Here is a 20,951-nt window from a genome sequence, read left to right as displayed (position 1 = left end):
TTCTGCAGGGAACAAATCACTGCGCTGGTCGATTGATCCCGAGGAGACTGAGGATCGCCATCATGAACATCGTCGCAAATGTCGGTCCGGCCCTCGCGCTCGAAGTCGCGGATGCCGACAGCATCGCCGAACTCCGGCATCAGGCCGAAGGCTGCACCCGTTGTGATCTCTACAGGAATGCCACGCAAATCGTCTTCGGCGAAGGCTCTCTGAAAGCCGAGATCGTCCTTGTCGGCGAGCAGCCGGGCGATCAGGAGGATCTGACCGGCAGGCCCTTTGTCGGTCCCGCCGGCCGGCTGCTCGATCGCTGCCTCGAAGAGGCTGGCCTCGACCGCCGGCGCTGCTATGTCACCAATGCCGTCAAGCACTTCAAGTTCACGCCGCGCGGCAAACGGCGGCTGCATGCAAAACCGAATGCCGGCGAGATCAGACGTTGCGCCTGGTGGCTCGGCGCCGAGCTCAACATCCTGCAGCCGAAGCTCGTCGTGACGCTCGGCGCAAGCGCGCTTTATGCGCTGCTCGGTCCGAAGGTGAAGCTGACGCCGGAGCGCGGCCATATCCTGCATCCGGCAAACCGTCCGCCTGTCCTGGTCACCATCCACCCTTCCTATCTTTTGCGCATCCGCGACGAGGCGGAGCAGCGCCGGCAGCGCCGGGATTTCGTCTCAGATCTGCACAAGGCGGTGGAGTTTCGGTCCCCAGTGAACGCCGATTCTCAACCCTAATATGCTGCGATGCCAAATATTTCCGGTTGCGGCGCGATTTCGCTTGAAAGAGCTCCCCTCCTCTGGAACCATCCAAGCAGTATCGCGTTCGAACGACGGCATCATGTGACTGGAGATCAGCGATGGCAGAAACTCGGGAAGAGTGGATAAAAAAACGTGCATACACCCTCTGGGAAGAAGAGGGTTATCCGACAGGGCGAGAGTCCATCCATTGGGAACAGGCACGATACGAGCGCGAAGCGCTCGAGGGCTCGGCTGCGTCTTCCAAGGGCAAAGAGCTCAAGCCCAAGGCGAAGCGCACTGCGACGGGCGCCAAGACGAATGGCGTGGTCACGCCGGCGCCGAAGCGCACCGCGAGCCGCAAGACCGCGTCCTGAACGCTAGAATACTGAGCATTTCGATTAAAAAGGGCGTCGTCTCGACGCCCTTGATCCCTTTTTGTCATATGCCTGAATTGGTTGTGCGATATTGAATTGCAGGGGTGGGCTTCCATGCGGGGGTGAACAGAGGCCGGATGACGCTGCAAGCTTTGAGGCTTCCAAAAAAATTGAGCCTTGCCCGGATAACCGGGAACAAGAGCATCCCATGGCTGTTTATGGCGAAACTGGGGAAGTTGCTATGAACGACGGCCGTATCGAAATCCTCTCAATCCCGCTTTTCGCAGCCAGCGGCCGCTTTTCGACCGCGATAGTGTGAGGGGATGGAGATGTCGCTCCTCATCATCGCCGCACTGCTCTACCTCGGTCTCGCGTTCGGGTTCATCCTTGTCGTCGACAATCTGGTCGGACTGGTTTTTCGCGATCCGCGCGCGCCGGTGCAGCTAGTCTCCGTCTATATCGGCCGCGCCTTTGCCGCATCGCAAAAACTCTATCGAAAATAGCAGCCCGCAGGCGCCGTCCGCAGACTGCTAAAACTGTTGAACACCCGGCAGTTAAGGATATTTCGACCGCGCCCTTTCCCTCTCATCGCAAGCCTCTATGTTGACGGTTTGGAAGTGCTGAACCCCGAGGTGGCCGATCACCCCGGCGCGGCTGCGACAAGAAAGCGATCTTGAATGGGAAGCGTCGGGAACGGCTGGCCGAGAGGCGGCGGCGAAATCGGCGAATTGTTACGGCATCCGGCTTTCCACGCCGTCGGGCTCGGTCCGGTCGAAAGCTGGCCTGCCTCTCTCAAGCATATCGCCGAAATGGTGTTGAATTCCCGCCAGCCCAAATTCGTCGCCTGGGGTCCAGATCTCGCTTTTCTCTACAACGACGCCTATGTGCCTGTTTTCCCGGAGCGGCATCCCGATGCCCTCGGACGACCCTTCCGCGAGGTCTGGGCGGATATCTGGGAACAGTTCTCGCCGATCGTCGCCAGCACGCTGGAAGGCAGTTCGCAGCTCTTCAAAGAGCTGCTCATCCCGATGCGCCGCGACGGCCGTACCGAAGACACCTGGTTCACCTTCTCCTACACCCCGCTACGCGACGAGGACGGCAAGGTCGCCGGCATCCTCTGCGCGGCCCTTGATGTCAGCGACCAGGTGTCGGCCAAGCGCGGCGAACAGACCGCGCTGGAAGAACTGCGCGCAAAATCGGAGGCGCTTGCGGTCGTCAACCAGGCGGGTGCGGCGATCACCGCCGAGCCCAGTGTCGAGCGCCTCACCCAGATTGTCGTCGACGCCGGCGTGACGCTGACCGGCGCGGAATTCGGCGCCTTCTTCTACAATGTCGATGATGGCGAGGGCGGCAGCTACATGCTCTATGCGCTCGCCGGCGTCGATCGGAAGAACTTCGAGAAATTCCCGATGCCGCGCAATACCAAGGTCTTCGCACCGACCTTCAACGGCGAAGGCATCGTGCGCTCCGACGACATCCTGCTCGACCCGCGCTACGGGCAGAATGCGCCGCATGCAGGCATGCCGAAGGGGCATCTTCCGGTCAGGAGCTACCTTGCCGTGCCGGTGAAATCACGCGACGGCAGCGTCATCGGCGGCTTGTTCTTCGGTCACGGCCAGCCCGGCCGTTTTTCCCAAGCGGCCGAGGCGAGCCTCGTCAGCCTCGCCGGCCAATCGGCCGTCGCGATCGACAATATCCGGCTCTTCCGCGCCGCCAAAGTCGAAATCGACCAGCGCCGCCACATGGAAGATCAGCTGCGGAAACTCAATGAAATGCTCGAGGTCCGCGTTGCGGCCGAGATTGCCGAACGCCAGCAGGCCGAAGCAGCGCTCCAGCAGTCGCAGAAGATGGAATCAATCGGCAAGCTCACCGGCGGCGTTGCCCATGACTTCAACAATCTGCTGCAGGTGATCTCAGGCAATCTGCAGCTTCTCGGCAAGGATGTGGCAGATAGCGGCCGAGGCAAGGAACGCATTTCCAACGCGCTTGCCGCCGTCGAACGCGGCTCGCGGCTGGCAAGCCAGTTGCTCGCCTTCGGTCGCCGCCAGCCGCTGGAGCCGAAGGTCATCAACATCGGCCGTCTCGTCAACGGCATGGACGACATGCTGCGCCGCGCACTCGGCGAGGAGATCGAAGTCGAGACCAAGGTCTCCGGCGGTCTATGGAACACCTTCGCCGATCCGATCCAGATCGAGAACGCACTGCTCAACCTTGCGATCAACTCCCGCGACGCGATGGATGGCGCCGGCAAGCTGACGATCGAGGTCGGCAACGCCTTCCTCGACGATTCCTACAGCCGCATCCATCCTGAAGTGACCGCCGGCCAATATGTGGTGCTCGCCGTGACCGATACCGGCGCCGGTATGACGCAGGAGGTGATGGAGCAGGCCTTCGAGCCCTTCTTCTCGACGAAACCGGAAGGCAAGGGCACCGGTCTCGGCCTGTCGATGGTCTACGGCTTCGTCAAGCAATCCGGCGGCCACGTGAAGATCTACAGCGAGATCGGCGAAGGCACGACCGTCAAGCTCTACCTGACGCGCTCGTTCCGAAGCGAGGATCGGGTTGCGGCCGCCGACAGCGTACCGGCCGCCGGGGGCACGGAAACCATTCTTGTCGCCGAGGACGACGAGGGCGTGCGCGCCACCGTCATCGAGATGCTGTCGGATCTCGGCTACTACGTGTTGAAGGCCAAGGATGCGCAAAGCGCGCTCACCGTGATCGAAAGCGGTGCCCATATCGACCTGCTCTTTACCGATGTCGTCATGCCCGGGCCATTGAGGAGCCCGGAGCTTGCGCGCATGGCGCGCGAGCGCCTGCCTGATATCGCTGTGCTCTACACATCGGGCTATACCGAAAATTCGATCGTCCATGGCGGCCGGCTCGATCCTGGCCTCGAACTGCTCTCCAAGCCCTATACGCGCGAGGAACTCGCCCGCAAGATCCGCCACGTGCTTACTATCAGGACGCAACGCCGCCAAGGGGCGAGCGATGCCGCGGTGACCGTTCACGAACATCCCGAGATCCCCCGTGAAAAGCTGAAGCTGCTGCTCGTGGAAGACGACGCCTTCATCCGCATGGATACTGCCGAGATTCTGCAGGATCTCGGCTATGACGTGATCGAAGCTGACAGCGGCGAAAGGGGCGTGGAAATCCTCGGACACACCATCGTCGACATCATCGTCGCCGATGTCAGCCTGCCCGGCATGTCGGGTCCGGTCTTTGCCGCCAAGGCGCGCGAGGCCTTTCCTTCGGTCGGCCTGGTCTTTGCTACCGGCCACAGCAGTCTGCCGGATCCGGATGCAAACCGTCTCCCCGGTTCAGTGCTGCTGTCGAAACCTTTCAGCAGCACGGCGCTCGACCAGGCGGTCAAGAACGCCGTCCAGCAGCGGCCGGGCGCCTAGAGTTTCTCTGTTTTCTTTGCTGCCACCTCTGCTTTTATGCGTCGGCGCCGTCGAACTCGGGATATTTGCGCATCAGGTCCACTTCGCTGGTGCAGCTGTCGTCGCGCGCCGTCAGTTCGATCGAGACCGTGTCGGCAGGACCGAAACGGCCATTATCGTGATAATTGCCATCGTCGTGATAGCTGCCGCCATCGTGATAGACGGGAATACGCGCGCCGCTCTGACTGACCAGCACGGCATCCCGCTCGAAGCCCCTCTGCAGCAGCCAGTCACGCGGCGCCATCAGGCGGATGTCGACCTCGTAGGAACGTCCCTTCCCTTGCTTGAGGCCGACGGTATAGGTGACCGGCGATACCTGGCCGTTCACGTCGATCGCGCCGTTTCCATCGGCTTTGACGATGTGTTTTTCCATGTTCTCGGCTCCTTCTTCTGTGCAGGCCTTTCCCATCGGAAACCTGATAAAACCGGCTTTTGTTCCGAATCCGGGCCTTGCGGACCACGACCGCGGCCGGAACTTTTGGGCTCCTGATCGGTTCAGTCCCTTTCCAAACCAGAGGAGGCCGAGATGCCGAGAGGTGACAAATCCGACTATACCGACAAGCAGAAGCGCAAGGCCGAGCACATCGAGGAGGGCTACGAGGATCGCGGCGTCTCCGAGAAGGAAGCCGAACGGCGCGCCTGGGCGACCGTCAACAAGGAAAGCGGCGGCGGCAACAAATCCGGTTCCGGCCGCGGCAAGAAGGATACGCATGAATCCTCCGAAAAGGGCGGCGCGGCATCCGCCGCACGCTCGAAGGAGGAACGGTCCGCTTCCGCGAAGAAGGCCGCCGCGACGCGCAAGCGCAACGAACACCACAGCCACCATTAACAACTGATGCGGCAAGCGGAGGCTTTCCGTCAGCCGCATAGGGAGTTTAACCCATGGCCAAATCGAAAAAGAAATGGTCGCAGGACGTCACCGAACACAGCGATGCGATGGACCTGAAGGAAGGCGTGTTCAAATCGGACGATCCGAAGAAGATTGCCCGCTCCGTCAAGCACTCCGCCGAGGAGAGCGATCGCCGCAAGTCGAGTCCCTTCCGCGCCGCCATGTCGATGCTGACCTTCTATATCAACCGCGCCGGCGACCAGCTGACGAAAAAGCGGCGCGGCACCCTTGAAAAGGCCAAGGACGAACTGCGAAAAGACTTCGGTCGTCGACCGAAGGATTGAGCGCTCATGGCATACGAACTTTATTATTGGGACGGCATTCAAGGCCGCGGCGAATTCGTGCGGTTGGCGCTGGAAGAAGCCGGCGCCGACTATATCGACATCACCCGCCAGCCCGGGCGCGGTGCCGGCGCCATGTTCGACATCATGAAGAGCGACAGCGAACCGCACATTCCCTTCGCGCCGCCCTTCCTGAAGGACGGCGATCTCATTGTCCCGCATGTCGCCAACATCCTGTTTTATCTCGGCCCGAAGCTCGGCCTGGCGCCTAAGGATGAAGGCCTTCGCCATGTCGTCAACGGCCTGCAGCTGACCGTAACCGATTTCGTCGCCGAAGTGCACGATACGCACCACCCGATCGACATGTCGCTCTTTTACGAGGATCAGAAGCAGGAAGCGAAAGCCCGCTCCGCGGCCTTCATCCGCGACCGCATTCCGAAATTCCTCGGTTATTTTGAGCGTGTGCTGCGGCAGAACCCGAAAGGCCCCAACCATCTGGTCGGCGATGCGCTGACCTATGTCGACCTCTCGCTCTTCCAGGTGATCGAGGGCCTGAGCTACGCCTTCCCGCGAGCCATGACAAACCGCAAGGCGGAATATCCCGCCCTGCTGGTTCTGCATGATGCTGTGGCTAAGCGTCCAAACATTGCCCGTTATCTCGCCTCCCCCCGCCGCCTCGCCTTCAATGAGGAAGGGATTTTCAGGCACTATCCAGAGCTCGACGGTGCGGATTAAGAGCCGTTCATTCGAGCGGCACGGCCGCATCGAAGAAATTTCCCCACGGGTCTCTCGGCTGGGTCTCCAATCGCCGCGGCACGTTGCCGAGCGTGAAAGCGGCGGGACCGCTCACCTCGTTCAATTCTGACCAATCCAGCGGCATGGAAACCGGCGCACCCGATCGTGCCCGCGTCGAATAGGCCGCGACCGCCGTATTGCCGCGGCCGTTGCGGAGATAATCGATGTAGATATGTCCACCGCGTTTTGCCTTCGTCGCCGTTGCCAGATATTTCTCCGGCGCGTCGGCCGACATGCTTTCGGCCAGCGAGTGGGCAAAATCCTTCACCGCCGCCCAGCCGGCCTTCGGCGCGAGTGGCGTCACCACATGCAGTCCCTTGCCGCCCGACGTCTTGACGAAGGCAGCCAGGCCGCGGGCTTCCAGCCGCGTCTTCAATTCAAGCGCTGCTGTTATGACAGCGCTCCAGGCCACGTCCTCGCCGGGATCGAGGTCCATGGTGATCATGTCGGGTTTTTCCCAATCGTCGGTCGTTACGCCCCAGGGATGAATTTCGAGCACGGCCGACTGCACCAGCGCCACGAGCCCGTTGAAATCGGCGATGCGCAGCAATTTTTCGCCGTCCGCATCCTCCGGGTCGGCGATCTCCTCGATATGGGGATTCATGCCTTTCCACGCATGTTTCTGGAAAAACCGCTGGTGGCTTTTTATCCCGTCCGGCAGGCGCAGCAGTGCTAAGGGCCGGTTGACGACATAAGGCGCCATGAATGGCCACACCGCGGCGTAATAATCCGCCAGCGCCTGTTTGGTCACGCCCTCGTCCGGCCAGTAGAGCCGGTCGGGATGGGTCAGCGATACATCAGATACCGGCGGATGTCTGGGGCTCATTCTTCGATCTCGCTTGTGAGGAAATCAAGTAGCCTGTTTTCCTCGGCCCGCAAGCCCCGCAGCGGCTCGTTACCGCTCTCGATCAGCGGATGATCGTTGCCGGCGAGCGCGATGATCGCGGGATGGATATAGCTCGATCGCGAGATCGCCGGTGTGTTGTGCAGCGCCTCGGCCGCGGCCTCCGACATCTGCTTCACCGTCGGCCGGCCGCCACTGAGGATCGTCTCACGCGCCACACCGAAGGCCGCCAGCGATCCGGCCCAGGTGCGGAAGGTTTTCGCCGAAATGGGAATGCCCGATATTTCGGCCAGATAGGCGTTCAACCGGCCGGAATCGATTGGTTTCAGCGCCCCGCTTTCGTCCTTCCAGACGAAGAGCTGGCGGCCGGGCAGGTCGGCTATCTCCTCCAGGATCTTCTGCAGCCTGGGATGCTTGAGGCTGCGCTGGACGCGCTTGCCGCCCTTGGCGCGAAATTTCAGCTCTATCTGACCATCGACGATCTTCAGGTGGCGCTTCAGCAGCGTCGTTGCGCCATAGGTGCCGTTCTCCCTCACATAGGCCTGGTTGCCGACGCGTAAGTGCGCCTCGTCGAGCAGCGTCGTCAAAGCCGCAAGCACGCCGTTGACATCCTCCGCACCGGTGTCGAGATGGCGCAGCACGGTCCGGCGGATCCGAGGCAGCGCCCGGCCGAACTCAATCAGCTGATGGAATTTTCCCGCACTTCGGAAGGATTGCCAATCCTTGTGGTAGCGGTATTGCTTGCGCCCACGTGCATCGAAACCTGTCGCCTGCAAATGGCCGTTGTCGTAGAGGCATATCCAGACATTCTCGTAGGCTGGCGGCAGACCGAGCGCGCGGATGCGCGCCCGCTGCAATTCGTCGGCAAGTGTCGTGCCGTCGGGCATCACATAGCTGAAGCCCTTACCCTTCCTTCGTCTGCGGATGCCTGGTTCAGTATCGCTGACATAGACGAGACCAAGATCGGTGATGGCTTCGGCATTCATGTTCTCTGCGACCCGTTACTTGCTCCTGCGGCCGAATTGGAACCACCACCGGCGCCCGGCCTTGGTCATGTCCTTCAGCGGCTCGGTCTGCCCTTCCGGCGCAAAGACGGCAACGCTCTGGGCATAGACCATGACCGGATTATCCTGATCGCGAACCTTAAAGGCATCCCTCTCCGCCCCGGTGTCGGCAATCCGCGACCATTTCGTCAGTCCGTTTACCTCCGGCACGTGGAATTCGCAGTCGCCGCCGGCATTGAAGATGAGGAAGAGGTCATCCATCGTCTCGGTCTCGGGCGCATTCGCGCTCTTCGAGAGGTAGACGCCGAGCACCCGCAGTTCATCATCGTTCCAGGCACTGTCATCCATGAAGCCGCCGTCCGGTCTGTACCAAGCGATCTCGATGCGGCCGTCCTCGCCGGTTTCGCCGGTCAGGAACCGCTCCTGCCGCAGAACGGGATGGGCCTTGCGGAAGGCGACGGCCTGCCGGCAGAAATCGAGGAAAGGATCGTCGAGCCCTGCCCAATCGGTCCAGCCGATTTCGTTGTCCTGGCAATAGGCGTTGTTGTTGCCGTCCTGGCTGTTGCCGAGCTCGTCGCCGGCCAGGATCATCGGCACGCCCTGGGAGAGCATCAGCGTCGCCATCATGTTGCGCCGCCGCCTTGCCCGCGCGGCGTTGATATCGGCATTATCGGTCGCACCCTCAGCACCCATATTGTCGGAATGATTATCCGAATGGCCGTCCCGGTTATCCTCGCCGTTCGCCTCGTTGTGCTTGTCGTTGAAGGAGACCGTGTCCATCAGCGTGAAGCCGTCATGGGCCGACAGAAGATTGATCGAGGAGGTCGCTCCCCGGTCGGAATGGTTGAACTGCAGCGCCGAGCCGGTGACGCGCGCCGCCACCTCCGACACCATGCCGCCATCGCCCTTCCAGAAACGGCGCACGTCGTCGCGGAACTTGTCGTTCCACTCGCGGAAGGGATGCGGGAAGCCGCCGACCTGATAGCCGCCCTCGCCGATATCCCAGGGTTCGGCGATCAGCTTGACACCTGACAGCATCGGATCCTGCCGGATGGCGCCGAAGAAACCGCCCTGGCGGTCGAATTCGAGATCCTGCCGGCCGAGCGTGCTGGCGAGATCGAAGCGGAAGCCGTCGATATGCATGACGCCCACCCAGTAGCGCAGGCTGTCGAGCACCATGCGCATCACCATCGGGTTGGCGACGTTCAGCGTGTTGCCGGTACCCGTCGTATCGAAGGTATGGCGCGGATCATCGGGGGAGAGAATGTAATAGCTCGCATTGTCGAGCCCACGGAAGGACAGTGTCGGTCCTTTTTCGCTGCCTTCGGCGGTGTGGTTATAGACCACGTCCATGATGACTTCGATGCCGGCGGCATGGAACTTCTTCACCATGGTCTTGATTTCGGTGATCTTGTCGCCGGACATGTAACGCGATTGCGGCGCGAAGAAGCCGAGTGTCTGATAGCCCCAATAGTTGCTTAGGTTGTTTTCCAGGAGATAGCGATCATCGAGGAAATACTGGATCGGCAGCAGCTCGATCGCGGAAATGCCGAGCTTGACGAGATGGTCGATGATCGGATCGCTGCACATGCCGAGAAAAGTGCCGCGCAGCCGGTCAGGCACCTTCGGATGCGTCATCGTCAGGCCGCGCACATGCGCCTCGTAGATGACGGTGTCGGGCCAGGGGCGACGGATCGCCTCTTCACCCGCCCAATCGAAGTCCGGGTCCTGCACCACGCCCTTGATCGTGAAGGGCGCGCTGTCGCGCTCGTCGAAGGAAAGATCGTCCTCGCCGATCTGATAACCGAACAGCGCGTCGTCCCATATAAGGTCGCCCGTCACCTGTTTGGCATAGGGATCGAGCAGGAGCTTGTTCGGATTGAAGCGATGGCCGGCTTGCGGGTCATAGGGGCCATGAGCGCGATAGCCGTAGACCGTGCCGGGACCGACGCCGGCAATATATCCGGACCAGATGTCGCCTTCGCGCTTCGGTAGCGGCAGCCGGGCGACCTCCTTCTTTCCGTCAGGCGAGAAGAGGCAGAGCTCCATCTGTTCCGCATGGGCGGAGAATACCGCGAAATGGGTGCCAGAACCCGTATACTCCGCTCCCAGCTCCGGCTTGAGGAAGTCGAGTTCCGAAAATGAAAAGCTCATGGTGCCCCGCTTGGTAAAAAGACCAAGCGGATAACGTAACGGCGGTTCGAAAGTTCCCTCGTGAAAGGGAAAAGGGAACGATGTTGCGCGCCGAAGGAAGGTCCTATGGCATCAGCTGGCCGCCATTGACCTCGATGATCTGGCCGGTGATGTAACCCGACAGCGTCGGTGAGGCGAGAAAGAGATAGGCGCCGACGCAATCCTCCGACGTGCCAACAAAACCCATCGGGATCGACTTGCGCTGCAGCTCCATCTGCTCGTCATTGGTATAACGCTCGTGGAAGGGCGTGGCGATGACACCCGGCGCCACCGCGTTGACGCGGATCCTGTCGGCGACGAATTCCTTGGCATGACCGCGCGTGATCGTCGAGACGAAGCCCTTGGACGCCGCATAGAGGATCGCACCATTGCCGCCGCCATTGCGCGCGGCGATCGAAGTGGTGTTGATGATGAAGCCGCCCTGCTTCTTCAGCCACGGATGCGCCGCACGTGTTGCCGCCAGCACCGAGCGGGCGTTGAGGTCCATGACCGCGGCGTAATGCGCATCGGTATAGTCCGAGGTCGGCTTGCGCCCCAGCATTCCGCCGGCATTGTTGATGAGCCCGTCGAGATGACCGAAGGTCTTCGCCGTTTCCTCGACGACACGCTCGGTCTCGCCTTCCCTCGACACGTCGCCCTGGATCAGATGCACGGTGCCGCCGGCAGCCCGGATCTCGTCTGCAAGCTTCTCCGCCGGTTCGCGGCTGGCATTGTAATGCACGCCGACCTTTGCCCCTTGAGCGGCAAAGGCGCGGGCGAGCGCCGCGCCGATCCCGGTCGAGGCGCCGGTGATCAGCACGGCCTTGCCGGACAGGTCCGGCAGCTTGATGGATGCGAGCGATTGCGCAAGTTCGACCATGGCGACGATTGCCTCCCGAAAAACCAAGGACATAGGTGATGAAACGAATAGGAGAAGTCTTATCAGGGGAAATCGACGAAGGGCAATGCACGAAAGGGCGAGATTTGCATCGCCATGGGAGCGCTACGCGGTCTTCATGCAAGCGGCCATCGTCACTGACGGCCGCCTGAGGTTGCCTGAAGGAACCGAAAAGCACCTCGTTACGGCGCCACGCCGAAGGCCGGCTGCGGCTTTTGGCGGGCGAGAGGCGGGAATGCGAGCGCTATCGCCGCAGCCCCCAGCCCGACCATTGCGGAGCCGATGAACAACCAGGAATAATTGGCGAAGGTGTCGAATATCCAGCCGCCGATCAGAGGGCCGAACGCCATGCCGAGGCTGGAAAGCATCGTCGCCGCACCGAAGACCGTGCCGATGATACGCGGCCCGAAATATTCCCGCGCCAGCACGGCATAGAGCGGCATCACACCGCCATAGGCGCTGCCGAAGACGATGGCGAGCGCGTAGAATTCGCCGAGTTGGCTGACCAAGAGATAGGTCGCCAGCGCTGCCGCCTGCACCAGCAGGCCGGCGACCAGCACCGGCTTCACCCCGATCCTGTCGGCAAGGCTGCCATAGAGCAGCCGGCCGCCCAATCCCGCCAGGCCTTCGACGCTGTAGATGCTGACGGCCGCCATCGGTGCTACGCCGCAGATCGTCGCATAGTTCACCATGTGGAAGATCGGTCCGGAATGCGCCGCGCAGCAGGCAAAGAAGGTCAGGCCAAGCACGATGAATTGCGGCGATCGAAAGACTTTCGACAGTTGCGGCCGGGCGCCGTCGACCGAGAACGCGGTGTCGGCTTCGGCGGTCTCCGCAGGCGGGCGCCTGACCAGCAGCGCGGCTGGCACCAATAGGACCCAGGCCGCGACCCCGATGATCAGCATGGCGGGCCGCCATTCATAGGCCGAGATCAGCCAGCGCGCGAAGGGTGAGATGGTCATCGGCGCGACGCCCATGCCGGCGGAGACCAGCGACACCGCAAGGCCGCGGTTTTCGTCGAACCAGGCGGTCGTCGCCGCGATCATCGGCGCGAAAAACGTGCTTGCGGCCAGTCCGACAAGGATGCCGTAGGTCAGCTGGAACTGCAGCAACGTCTCGGCCCGGCTCGCCAGCACCAGCGCCAGGCCGAGCAGCACGGATCCTATCAGCACGACGATGCGCGGGCCGAACCGGTCGCTTGCCGCCCCCCAGAAGAAGCCGCCGAAACCCATGACGATGAAGTTCAGCGTCATCGCGCTCGCTATGCCGACATGCGACCAGCCGGTCGCCGTTGCGATCGGCTCCTGGAAAATCGCCAGCGAGAACATCGCGCCGAGCGCGACGCATGTCATCAATGCGCCCGCGGCGACGATGACCCAACGATAGGAAATACCCATGGCTTCATAACCTCCATGCCGACAGAGTGATCGCGACGCATGCGGCAAGCCTACCGCATTTCGCGCCTGCGATCTCAAGACGTTTGGGCCGCGGCGGATTCGACAGCGCGCTCACATCTTTTTTCGTCGCAAGATGTGGCCGCTAAAGCGTGCGAAACATCACCAATGCGTCGACGTAACCTTGCGTCGGATGAAGAAAGACGCCGGGAAGCCGGCCGACGATATCGAAGCCGAGAGATTGCCACAGCCCAACCGCGCGTTCATTGCTGGAGACGACGAAATTGAACTGCATGGCGCGAAAGCCCAGCAAGCGGGCATGCTCCAGCGAATGCTCATGCATCAGCCGGGCGACGCCACGGCCGCTTGCCGCAGCATCGGTCATGTAACCGCAATTGCAGACATGCCGGCCACCGCCGGCCTGATTGACCTTGATGTAATATGTGCCGAGGATCGCGCCATCCTCTTCGGCGACGAAGGTCTCGCGGTCCGGTCCCATCCAGTAGGCCAGCGCATCGGCTTCGCTCAGATCGCGATCGAGCGCGTAGGTTTCGCCGGCGCGGATCGTCGGACCGATGATCCTCCAGATCGCGCTTCGATCGTTCTTGTCTGCGGGTCGGATCAGCATGCCCGATCTCTAACGAAACCAGGCGCCCCGCGCAACGGGTCGGCAGCCTCCGGCAAAAGCCGGAAGCGTCCCGACCTCAAACCCTTTCAAGTGCTATCGCAATCCCCTGCCCGACGCCGATGCACATGGTCGACAGCGAATATTGTCCGCCGGTTTCCAGAAGCTCGAATGCCGCCGTGCCGGTGATGCGTGCGCCCGACATGCCAAGCGGATGGCCGAGCGCGATCGCGCCGCCATTGCGGTTCACGCGTGCGTCATCATCGGCAATTCCGAGCGCGCGCAGCACCGCCAGCCCCTGGCTGGCAAAGGCCTCGTTGAGTTCGATCACGTCGAACTGCTCGGCAGTCATGCCGAGCCGTGCCATCAGCTTGCGTGAGGCCGGGATCGGCCCGACGCCCATCACCCTTGGCGGAACCGCGGCAGCCGCGCCGCCGAGAATGCGGGCGATCGGCGTCAGGCCGTATTTTCGCGCCGCCGCTTCGGAGGCGACGATCAGTGCGGCCGCCCCGTCATTGACGCCGGAGGCATTGCCGGCTGTCACCGTGCCGCCTTCCTTTTTGAAAGGTGTAGCGAGTTTCGCCAGCGTTTCGATCGTCGTTACGCGCGGATGCTCGTCCTTGTCGACGATAACAGCATCGCCCTTGCGCTGCGGGATGCTCACCGGGGTGATCTCCTTCGCCAGCCGTCCGTTTGCCTGGGCGGCGGCCGCCTTCGCCTGGCTTCGCAGCGCGAAGGCATCCTGGTCTTCGCGGCTGACATGATAGTCCTCGGCGACATTCTCGCCGGTCTCCGGCATGGAATCGACGCCGTACTGCTTCTTCATCAGCGGGTTGACGAAGCGCCAGCCGATCGTCGTGTCGTGGATTTCAGCCGCCCGAGAAAAGGCCGTCTCGGCCTTCGGCATGACGAAGGGCGCGCGCGACATGCTCTCGACGCCACCAGCGATCATCAGCTCGGCCTCGCCGGAGCGGATAGCGCGCGCCGCCGTGATCACCGCATCCATGCCGGAGCCGCAGAGCCGGTTGATCGTCGTGCCGGGTACGGCGATCGGCAGGCCGGCGAGAAGCGCCGACATGCGCGCGACATTGCGGTTATCCTCGCCCGCCTGGTTGGCGCAGCCGAAGATCACATCGTCGACGGCTTCCCAATCGACGGCGGCATTTCGTTCCATCAGCGCCTTCAGCGGGATCGCGCCGAGGTCGTCGGCCCGCACCCGGGACAGCGAGCCGGCGAAGCGGCCGATCGGCGTCCTGATATAGTCGCAGATAAAGGCTTCGGTCATGGTTTTCCTCAGAGTTTGGGGACGACGAGGTCGGCAACCGGCCCGTCGACATGCAGCGGCGCACCGGTCATCGCCTGCAATTCCTCTTGCGACATCGCGGCCAGCTTCTCGCGCAGGACGAAGCGTCCCTTGACGATGTCGATGACGGCATGGCTCGTATAGACGCGGGTGATGCAGGCGACGCCGGTCAGCGGGAAGGTGCATGCCTCCACCAGCTTCGGCTCGCCTGTCTTGGTGACGTGCTCGGTAATGACGCAGACCTGCTTGGCGCCGTGCACCAAGTCCATGGCGCCGCCGACGGCCGGCACGCCCTTGCTGCCCACCCGCCAGTTGGCAAGGTCGCCGCTCTGGGCGACCTGATAGGCGCCGAGGATCGCGACGTCGAGATGGCCGCCGCGCACCATGGCGAAGCTGTCGGCGTGATGGAAGAAGGCAGCACCCGGCTTCAGCGTCACCGCCTTCTTACCGGCGTTGATCAGATCCCAGTCCTCTTCGCCTGCCGCCGGCGGCTCGCCAAAGTTCAGGATGCCATTTTCGGTGTGGAAGATCGCCTGACGGCCTGGCGGCTGATAACGGGCGACCATTTCGGGAAAGCCGATACCGAGGTTCACATAGGCGCCGTCGGCGATGTCCTGGGCGGCGCGCCAGGCGATCTGCGCATTGGAAAGCTTGATGTCTTCGCGAGTGTTGATGGAGCTGTGATCAATGGTCATACGTAGGCCACTCCGGCTCGAATGAGCTCTTCTTCCTGCTGGGGACGGGGGACAGCGACGACGCGGTCGACGAAAATGCCTGGCGTCACCACCTGCTCGGGATCGATGCCGCCGGCCGGCACGATGGATGAGACCTGGACGATGGTCTTCGCCGCCGCCATGCACATCAGCGGATTGAAGTTGCGGCCGGCCTTGTTGTAGGTGAGATTGCCCTGGATATCGCCGATCGCAGCCTTGACGATCGCGAAGTCGGCCTTCAGCCAGCGCTCCTGCACGTAATGGCGGCCATCGAATTCGGCGATGACCTTGCCGTCGGCCAGTTCGGTGCCGTAGGCGGTCGGCGTATAAAAGGCCGGGATGCCGGCCCCGCCGGCGCGGATGCGCTCGGCAAGCGTTCCCTGCGGCACCAGTTCGAGCTCGATTTCGCCAGCCAGATATTTATCCGTGAAGGCGCGCGGATCCGACGAACGCGGGAAAGAGCAGATCATCTTTCTGACCATACCGGCATCGATCATCGCAGCGATACCGATGCGCCCGTTGCCGGCATTGTTGTTGATCACGGTGAGGTTCTTTGAGCCCTTGTCGATCAAGGCATGAATGAGCTCGATCGGCGCGCCCGAGCCACCAAAACCACCGATCATGACGGTCGCGCCATCACCGATCTCAGAGACGGCTTCCGCCGTGCTCCCGACTGTCTTGTCCATGCGGGACCTCTCCTTGGCTAGATGCGGCCGGGAACTCTCCATCCCGTCCTTAGCCGTACACATAAAGCGCGGCATCTCAGGCGGCAATGTATTTTGTGCGCTATTTGACATTTGTTCGTATACCGCACATATTGGAATGAATCTCATTGGAGACCGGACCCATGCGCGAAACGGATTTCGTCAGCGGCTTTGCCCGCGGCCTGAAGGTCATCGAAGCTTTCGGCGAAACGCGGCAGCGGCTTTCGATCGCCGAGGCATCGAAGCTGACGGAGCTTGACCGCGCCACCGTGCGCCGCTCGCTGCTGACGCTCGCCGAGCTCGGTTATGCCGATTATGACGGCAAGTTCTTCATGCTGACGCCAAAGATCCTGCGCCTTGGCCATGCCTATCTCGCAGCGACGCCGTTGCCGGCGCTCTTGCAGCCGCATCTCGATCATCTCTCGGAAAAGGCCGGCCAGAGCGCTTCGGCCTCGGTACTCGACGGCACAGACATCGTCTATATCGCCCGCGCCTCGCAGCGCCGCGTCATGTCGATCAACCTCACCCCCGGCAGCCGCCTGCCCGCCTACTGCGCCTCCATGGGTCGAGTGCTGCTTGCAGCCCTTAGCGAGAGCGAAGCACGTGCCATCCTTGCCCGCAGCGAGCTGAAGCAAAACACAGCGAATACGAAGACCGATCCGGACGAGCTGATCACCGAGTTCCGCCGGGTCCGCACTGAGGGTTACGCCATCATCGATCAGGAGCTGGAGATCGGCCTCTGCTCCATTGCTGTGCCTGTCGACAACGACCGGGGCGAAACGGTCGCGGCGATCAACATCGGCGCGCCGGCCGCCCTCGTCCCGGCCGCGGAGATGAAGGAGCGCTATCTGCCGCTGCTAAAGGAAACGCAGGCCGCCCTGCGGCCGCTGCTGAGGCGGTGACGGTAAACCTGAATCTGGGCGGACGCAGCGAATATTGGGGCCTGCTCCGCACACCGACGCTACGCAATGTCGCGCTTAGGAAGAGCTTCTTCCACAACGGCTATTACCGGTCGCTGCGCGGCATCGTCTTCTATGCGACGCGCGACAGCGATCCCGGTCGCTGGCATCCGAAAATTCAGATGGCACGGTTCGGAAGTATGACGACTTGCCGCAAGTTGGAACAATCTCACTCAGGGCCCCGCCTTCGGCAGGAAGCCGACGACGCATGCACCTACCCTCACCGATCCCGAGATCGACGGCATCGTCGCGTTCCTTGCTTGAGAATATGCAATCAATGATTTACATGCTATCATTGATGAATGGAGGCAATGATGGCCAGCATGACGATTCGCAATCTCGATGATGCGTTGAAGCAGCGGCTGCGCGTTCGCGCCGCCACGCATGGCCGGTCAATGGAAGACGAAGCACGCGATATTCTGCGTACGGCACTTGCGACTACCGAGCCGGTGGCGCGCAATCTCGCCGATACTATTCGCGCCCGCCTGCAATCGGTCGGAGGGGTGGAGCTCGAAATTCCGCCCCGGCAGCCGATCCGGGACGCGCCGGACTTTGACGCGTGATCGTTCTCGATACCAACGTCATTTCGGAACTGCTCACGCCGGCGCCGAATGTGGCTGTAATCGAATGGCTCGGGGCACAACATCCACTATCGGTATTCACGACCGCGATTACCGAAGCGGAAATTCTATATGGCTTGCGCCTCCTTCCTCACGGTCGACGCCGGAGTGATCTCGAGGCAGCAGTCCTGCCGATATTCAATGAGGACATGAGTGGCCGTGTCCTGCCATTCGATCGTGACGCGGCAGACGTCTACGCCATCATTGCCACCGATCGCCGCAAGGCTGGCAGGCCGATCAGCCAGTTCGATGCGCAGATCGCAGCCATCGCCATCTCGCGCGGCGCTTCACTCGCAACGCGCAATGTGTCCGATTTCGAGGGAATCGGCTTGCAGATCATCAATCCGTGGAGGGATCTCTAAGTCCCTCGCATCGCAGAATTCTAAACCATCTAAGCCAGCCACGACCTAAGCATTCCCACTTGATGTATCATAATTTCCGATATACATCATTTCATCGGAAATACTGGGGGAATGATGGAACGCTCGTTTTTGACGATTGCCGCCGGCGAGAATAATGATGCGATACGCGCGCTTTCGGCGCCGGCGCGGCTTGAAATGCTCAAGCTGCTTTGCGCCAAAGGGCCGATGAATATCAACGATATCGCGCGTGCTCTTTCTCTCCCTCAATCGACTGTCGCCACCGGGATCCAGATTTTGGAAGACGCCCGGCTTGTCGATTCCCAGCTGACGAAGGCCCGCAAGGGAAACCAGAAGATCTGCTCGGCGATCTACAGCGAAATTCTGATCAGCTTCGAGGAAAGTGCCGCCCAAAGGGCCAACAACATCATCGAAGTCGAGATGCCGGTCGGGCTCTACACCAGTTGTGACGTCCATGCCCCCTGTGGTCTTTGCTCCACCGAGAGCGTCATCGGTCCTCTCGATGTTCCGGATTATTTCCTCGATCCGCAGCGCATGCAAGCCGGGCTCGTCTGGTTTGGCAGGGGCTATGTAGAATATAAATTCCCCAACAACGCCAAGGTGTTGAACAAGGACATCCGGGCGATCGAGTTTTCGCTGGAGCTGTCGTCGGAAGTGCCCGGCACCAATCCGGACTGGCCTTCCGATATAACCCTCTGGGTCAATGGAATGGCGATCGGAACCTGGACCTCGCCCGGCGACTATGGCGATAAGCGCGGCGGGTTCACGCCGGCCTGGTGGAAGCTCGAAGGCTCGCAATATGGAATGATGAAGACTTGGCGGATTTCCACGCGCGGCACCTTCATCGACGGTGTCGCCGCATCGAATGTCACGCTCAGCGCCCTCGCGCTTGCCCAGCACTCCTCAATCCGGCTCCGTGTCGGTATCGCAGAAAATGCCGGCCATACCGGCGGCGTGAATATTTTCGGGCGCGGCTTCGGAAATCACGGGCGCGATATCATCATGCGGCTGCACGTCTGAAAAATGAAAATCGGAGATCTTGATTTGAATATCGCGATTCTTTCCAGTTCCAGCGACCGATAAAATCTTCCAAGTAACTGGAATAAAACAATTTTTTCTGAAAAAGATATTAGTATGATTAAAGTCGCAACTTGGTTGACAGAACAACATTCCTGATATCAAGTTAGAGCCAAGAAAACAAAATATCTGATATATAAACGGGAGGATCCGTTGAAGACGAACGTTGTGGTTCACCGCGATTTCCGCATCGCGACCATTGATTCCAGGCTCTACAGTTCATTTCTCGAGCATCTCGGCAGGGCGATCTATGGGGGCATTTATGAGCCCGGACACCCGACCGCCGATGAGGACGGATTCCGGCGAGATGTCCTCGATCTCGTCCGTGATCTCGACACGCCATACTGCCGTTATCCCGGCGGCAACTTCGTCTCCGCCTATAACTGGGAAGACGGCGTCGGCCCGCGTGGCGAGCGCCCGGTGCGCCTCGACCTTGCCTGGCGCACCCGCGAAGCCAACCAGATCGGCGTCAATGAATTCGTCGACTGGTGCAAGAAGGCGAATACCAAGCCGATGCTCGCCGTCAATCTCGGATCACGCGGCCTGGATGCCGCCCGCAATTTCCTCGAATATTGCAATCATCCCGGCGGCACCTACTGGTCGGATCTGCGCCGCAAGCACGGCTGGTCCAATCCCCACGATGTCAAACTGTGGTGCCTCGGCAACGAGATGGATGGTCCCTGGCAGGTCGGCCACAAGTCGGCCTATGAATATGGCCGGCTGGCGGATGAGACGGCGAAGGCCATGCGCGGCTTCGACAAGTCGCTTGAACTCGTGGTCTGCGGCTCGTCCAATTCCGACATGAAGACCTATCCCGAGTGGGAAGCGCAGGTCCTCGAGCAGTGCTATGACAGCGCCGACCATATCTCGCTGCATATGTATTTTGCCAACCGCGAGAAAAATACGCTCAACTATCTCGCCCGCGCGACAAAGCTCGACCGCTACATCACCACGATCGGCGGCGTGATCGACTACATCAAGGCAAAAAAACGCTCGAAGAAGACGATCGGCATTTCCTTCGACGAATGGAATGTCTGGTATCATTCCAACCAGCAGGATAAGGAGATCCTGGCGCGCGACGAGTGGCCGGATGCGCCGCATCTCCTGGAAGATATCTATAATTTCGAGGACGTGCTGCAGGTCGGCGGCATCTTGAACACCTTCATCCGCCGCTCCGACCGCGTGCGCATCGCCTGCATCGCGCAGCTCGTCAACGTCATTGCCCCGATCATGACCGAGGACGGCGGTGCGGCGTGGCGCCAGACCATCTATTACCCGTTCTATTACGCCTCCAGATATGGCCGTGGAACGGCGCTGCAGCTGGTCGTCGATGGCCCGACCTATGACAGCGACGAGGAGAACGACGTCCCCTATCTCGACGTATCGGCAGTCCATTCCGAGGATGGCAAGACGCTGACCTTCTTTGCCGTCAACCGCCATCCGAGCACGGCGCTCGATCTCGATGTGCGGCTGGAAGGCTTCGGAAGCGCCCGGGTGGTCGAGCAGGTGGAAATGACCCACGGGGACCTGGAAGCCGTCAACACGGCAGCGCGGCCGCAGACGGTCGCCCCCGTCAATGTCGAGAGTGGAAAGATCGAGGATGGACGGCTGCGGGCGGCGCTGAAACCGTTCTCCTACAACGTCATCCAGCTGTCGGTGTGACAGCCACCGCCGGGTAGCCCATTGAGGCGCCCCCGGCTGAGATATTCGGCTCGCTGCGAGGAGGCAGTGAGCCGTAGGGATGGTTCACC

22 protein-coding genes and 2 pseudogenes are annotated in these 20,951 nt (G+C 61.3%); 14 read left to right on the top strand and 10 right to left on the bottom strand.

The window, feature by feature from the left end; translation table 11 throughout:
• Nucleotides 1–62 precede the first annotated feature (62 nt).
• The 5 genes and pseudogenes from RlegSU303_RS30045 to RlegSU303_RS30025 all read left to right on the top strand — a co-directional run bounded on the left by RlegSU303_RS30045 (nucleotide 63) and on the right by RlegSU303_RS30025 (nucleotide 4,503).
• Nucleotides 63–725, top strand: a complete 663-nt coding sequence (locus RlegSU303_RS30045) for a UdgX family uracil-DNA binding protein (protein WP_131623150.1) — start codon at nucleotides 63–65, stop codon at nucleotides 723–725.
• Between the two features lie 122 nt (nucleotides 726–847).
• Nucleotides 848–1,102, top strand: a complete 255-nt coding sequence (locus tag RlegSU303_RS30040; protein ID WP_026160325.1) for a DUF2934 domain-containing protein — start codon at nucleotides 848–850, stop codon at nucleotides 1,100–1,102.
• Between the two features lie 137 nt (nucleotides 1,103–1,239).
• Nucleotides 1,240–1,421 (top strand): annotated as a pseudogene (locus RlegSU303_RS30035) (hypothetical protein).
• Between the two features lie 10 nt (nucleotides 1,422–1,431).
• A complete protein-coding gene (locus tag RlegSU303_RS30030; RefSeq protein ID WP_165504590.1) occupies nucleotides 1,432–1,605 on the top strand; it encodes a hypothetical protein in 174 nt (57 codons plus the stop codon).
• A 174-nt stretch (nucleotides 1,606–1,779) separates the two neighbouring features.
• Nucleotides 1,780–4,503, top strand: coding sequence for a hybrid sensor histidine kinase/response regulator (locus tag RlegSU303_RS30025; RefSeq protein WP_231284012.1), 2,724 nt, complete (start codon nucleotides 1,780–1,782; stop codon nucleotides 4,501–4,503).
• 34 nt (nucleotides 4,504–4,537) lie between these two features.
• Here RlegSU303_RS30025 and RlegSU303_RS30020 read toward each other — a convergent pair whose 3' ends face one another.
• Nucleotides 4,538–4,915, bottom strand: coding sequence for a hypothetical protein (locus RlegSU303_RS30020; RefSeq protein ID WP_231284011.1), 378 nt, complete (start codon nucleotides 4,913–4,915; stop codon nucleotides 4,538–4,540).
• 153 nt (nucleotides 4,916–5,068) lie between these two features.
• Between RlegSU303_RS30020 and RlegSU303_RS30015 the strand changes: the two genes are divergently transcribed.
• Genes RlegSU303_RS30015 through RlegSU303_RS30005 form a run of 3 tightly spaced genes read left to right on the top strand, consistent with a single transcriptional unit; the run spans nucleotide 5,069 to nucleotide 6,447 of the window.
• Nucleotides 5,069–5,371: a plasmid stabilization protein gene (locus RlegSU303_RS30015; protein ID WP_094088388.1), complete on the top strand. Its 303-nt coding sequence runs from the start codon at nucleotides 5,069–5,071 to the stop codon at nucleotides 5,369–5,371.
• Nucleotides 5,372–5,424: 53 nt separating this feature from the next.
• Nucleotides 5,425–5,715 carry a DUF3175 domain-containing protein gene (locus tag RlegSU303_RS30010; RefSeq protein WP_017957949.1) on the top strand — a complete coding sequence of 97 codons (291 nt, stop codon included), beginning with the start codon at nucleotides 5,425–5,427 and terminating at the stop codon, nucleotides 5,713–5,715.
• 6 nt (nucleotides 5,716–5,721) lie between these two features.
• Nucleotides 5,722–6,447: a glutathione S-transferase gene (locus RlegSU303_RS30005; RefSeq protein WP_231284009.1), complete on the top strand. Its 726-nt coding sequence runs from the start codon at nucleotides 5,722–5,724 to the stop codon at nucleotides 6,445–6,447.
• Between the two features lie 7 nt (nucleotides 6,448–6,454).
• Here the strand turns inward: RlegSU303_RS30005 and ligD are convergent, their stop codons facing one another.
• The 9 genes from ligD to RlegSU303_RS29960 form a co-directional block, all read right to left on the bottom strand.
• A complete protein-coding gene (gene ligD, locus RlegSU303_RS30000; protein WP_231284007.1) occupies nucleotides 6,455–7,333 on the bottom strand; it encodes a non-homologous end-joining DNA ligase in 879 nt (292 codons plus the stop codon).
• The gene (locus RlegSU303_RS29995; RefSeq protein ID WP_131643672.1) at nucleotides 7,330–8,337 is read right to left on the bottom strand and encodes a DNA topoisomerase IB; all 1,008 of its coding nucleotides are present in this window, start codon (nucleotides 8,335–8,337) and stop codon (nucleotides 7,330–7,332) included. The genes ligD and RlegSU303_RS29995 overlap by 4 nt, the downstream gene beginning before the upstream one ends.
• Before the next feature lie 15 nt (nucleotides 8,338–8,352).
• Entirely contained in the window at nucleotides 8,353–10,509 is a 2,157-nt protein-coding gene (gene glgX, locus RlegSU303_RS29990; RefSeq protein WP_231284006.1) for a glycogen debranching protein GlgX, read from the bottom strand.
• A gap of 103 nt (nucleotides 10,510–10,612) precedes the next feature.
• Nucleotides 10,613–11,407: an SDR family NAD(P)-dependent oxidoreductase gene (locus RlegSU303_RS29985; protein ID WP_026238898.1), complete on the bottom strand. Its 795-nt coding sequence runs from the start codon at nucleotides 11,405–11,407 to the stop codon at nucleotides 10,613–10,615.
• 200 nt (nucleotides 11,408–11,607) lie between these two features.
• The gene (locus RlegSU303_RS29980) at nucleotides 11,608–12,822 is read right to left on the bottom strand and encodes an MFS transporter (protein ID WP_231284004.1); all 1,215 of its coding nucleotides are present in this window, start codon (nucleotides 12,820–12,822) and stop codon (nucleotides 11,608–11,610) included.
• 142 nt (nucleotides 12,823–12,964) lie between these two features.
• Nucleotides 12,965–13,447, bottom strand: a complete 483-nt coding sequence (locus RlegSU303_RS29975; RefSeq protein ID WP_231284002.1) for a GNAT family N-acetyltransferase — start codon at nucleotides 13,445–13,447, stop codon at nucleotides 12,965–12,967.
• Between the two features lie 76 nt (nucleotides 13,448–13,523).
• Nucleotides 13,524–14,729 (bottom strand): 3-oxoadipyl-CoA thiolase, encoded by a 1,206-nt coding sequence (gene pcaF, locus RlegSU303_RS29970; protein WP_231283995.1) that lies wholly within the window; start codon nucleotides 14,727–14,729, stop codon nucleotides 13,524–13,526.
• An 8-nt stretch (nucleotides 14,730–14,737) separates the two neighbouring features.
• Nucleotides 14,738–15,442 (bottom strand): 3-oxoacid CoA-transferase subunit B, encoded by a 705-nt coding sequence (locus tag RlegSU303_RS29965; protein ID WP_231283994.1) that lies wholly within the window; start codon nucleotides 15,440–15,442, stop codon nucleotides 14,738–14,740.
• Nucleotides 15,439–16,146 (bottom strand): 3-oxoacid CoA-transferase subunit A, encoded by a 708-nt coding sequence (locus tag RlegSU303_RS29960; protein ID WP_017957938.1) that lies wholly within the window; start codon nucleotides 16,144–16,146, stop codon nucleotides 15,439–15,441. The genes RlegSU303_RS29965 and RlegSU303_RS29960 overlap by 4 nt, the downstream gene beginning before the upstream one ends.
• A gap of 161 nt (nucleotides 16,147–16,307) precedes the next feature.
• On the opposite strand from RlegSU303_RS29960, the gene RlegSU303_RS29955 reads away from it, so the two are divergent.
• The 6 genes and pseudogenes from RlegSU303_RS29955 (at nucleotide 16,308) to arfA (ending at nucleotide 20,862) form a co-directional block, all read left to right on the top strand.
• A complete protein-coding gene (locus tag RlegSU303_RS29955) occupies nucleotides 16,308–17,066 on the top strand; it encodes an IclR family transcriptional regulator domain-containing protein (RefSeq protein ID WP_151519794.1) in 759 nt (252 codons plus the stop codon).
• Nucleotides 16,973–17,387 (top strand): annotated as a pseudogene (locus RlegSU303_RS29950) (cytochrome-c peroxidase); the annotation flags it as partial. The gene RlegSU303_RS29955 and the pseudogene RlegSU303_RS29950, both read left to right, overlap by 94 nt.
• Before the next feature lie 50 nt (nucleotides 17,388–17,437).
• The gene (locus tag RlegSU303_RS29945; protein ID WP_151519825.1) at nucleotides 17,438–17,686 is read left to right on the top strand and encodes a FitA-like ribbon-helix-helix domain-containing protein; all 249 of its coding nucleotides are present in this window, start codon (nucleotides 17,438–17,440) and stop codon (nucleotides 17,684–17,686) included.
• Nucleotides 17,683–18,105, top strand: coding sequence for a type II toxin-antitoxin system VapC family toxin (locus RlegSU303_RS29940; protein WP_151519795.1), 423 nt, complete (start codon nucleotides 17,683–17,685; stop codon nucleotides 18,103–18,105). The genes RlegSU303_RS29945 and RlegSU303_RS29940 overlap by 4 nt, the downstream gene beginning before the upstream one ends.
• A gap of 111 nt (nucleotides 18,106–18,216) precedes the next feature.
• Nucleotides 18,217–19,143 (top strand): ArsR/SmtB family transcription factor, encoded by a 927-nt coding sequence (locus RlegSU303_RS29935; RefSeq protein WP_231283992.1) that lies wholly within the window; start codon nucleotides 18,217–18,219, stop codon nucleotides 19,141–19,143.
• Between the two features lie 210 nt (nucleotides 19,144–19,353).
• Nucleotides 19,354–20,862: an arabinosylfuranosidase ArfA gene (gene arfA, locus RlegSU303_RS29930; RefSeq protein WP_168289739.1), complete on the top strand. Its 1,509-nt coding sequence runs from the start codon at nucleotides 19,354–19,356 to the stop codon at nucleotides 20,860–20,862.
• Nucleotides 20,863–20,951: the final 89 nt, after the last annotated feature.

This window comes from Rhizobium sp. SU303 (genome assembly GCF_021052345.1).
Lineage (GTDB): Bacteria > Pseudomonadota > Alphaproteobacteria > Rhizobiales > Rhizobiaceae > Rhizobium > Rhizobium laguerreae.
This window is presented reverse-complemented; position numbering and strand designations above follow the sequence as displayed.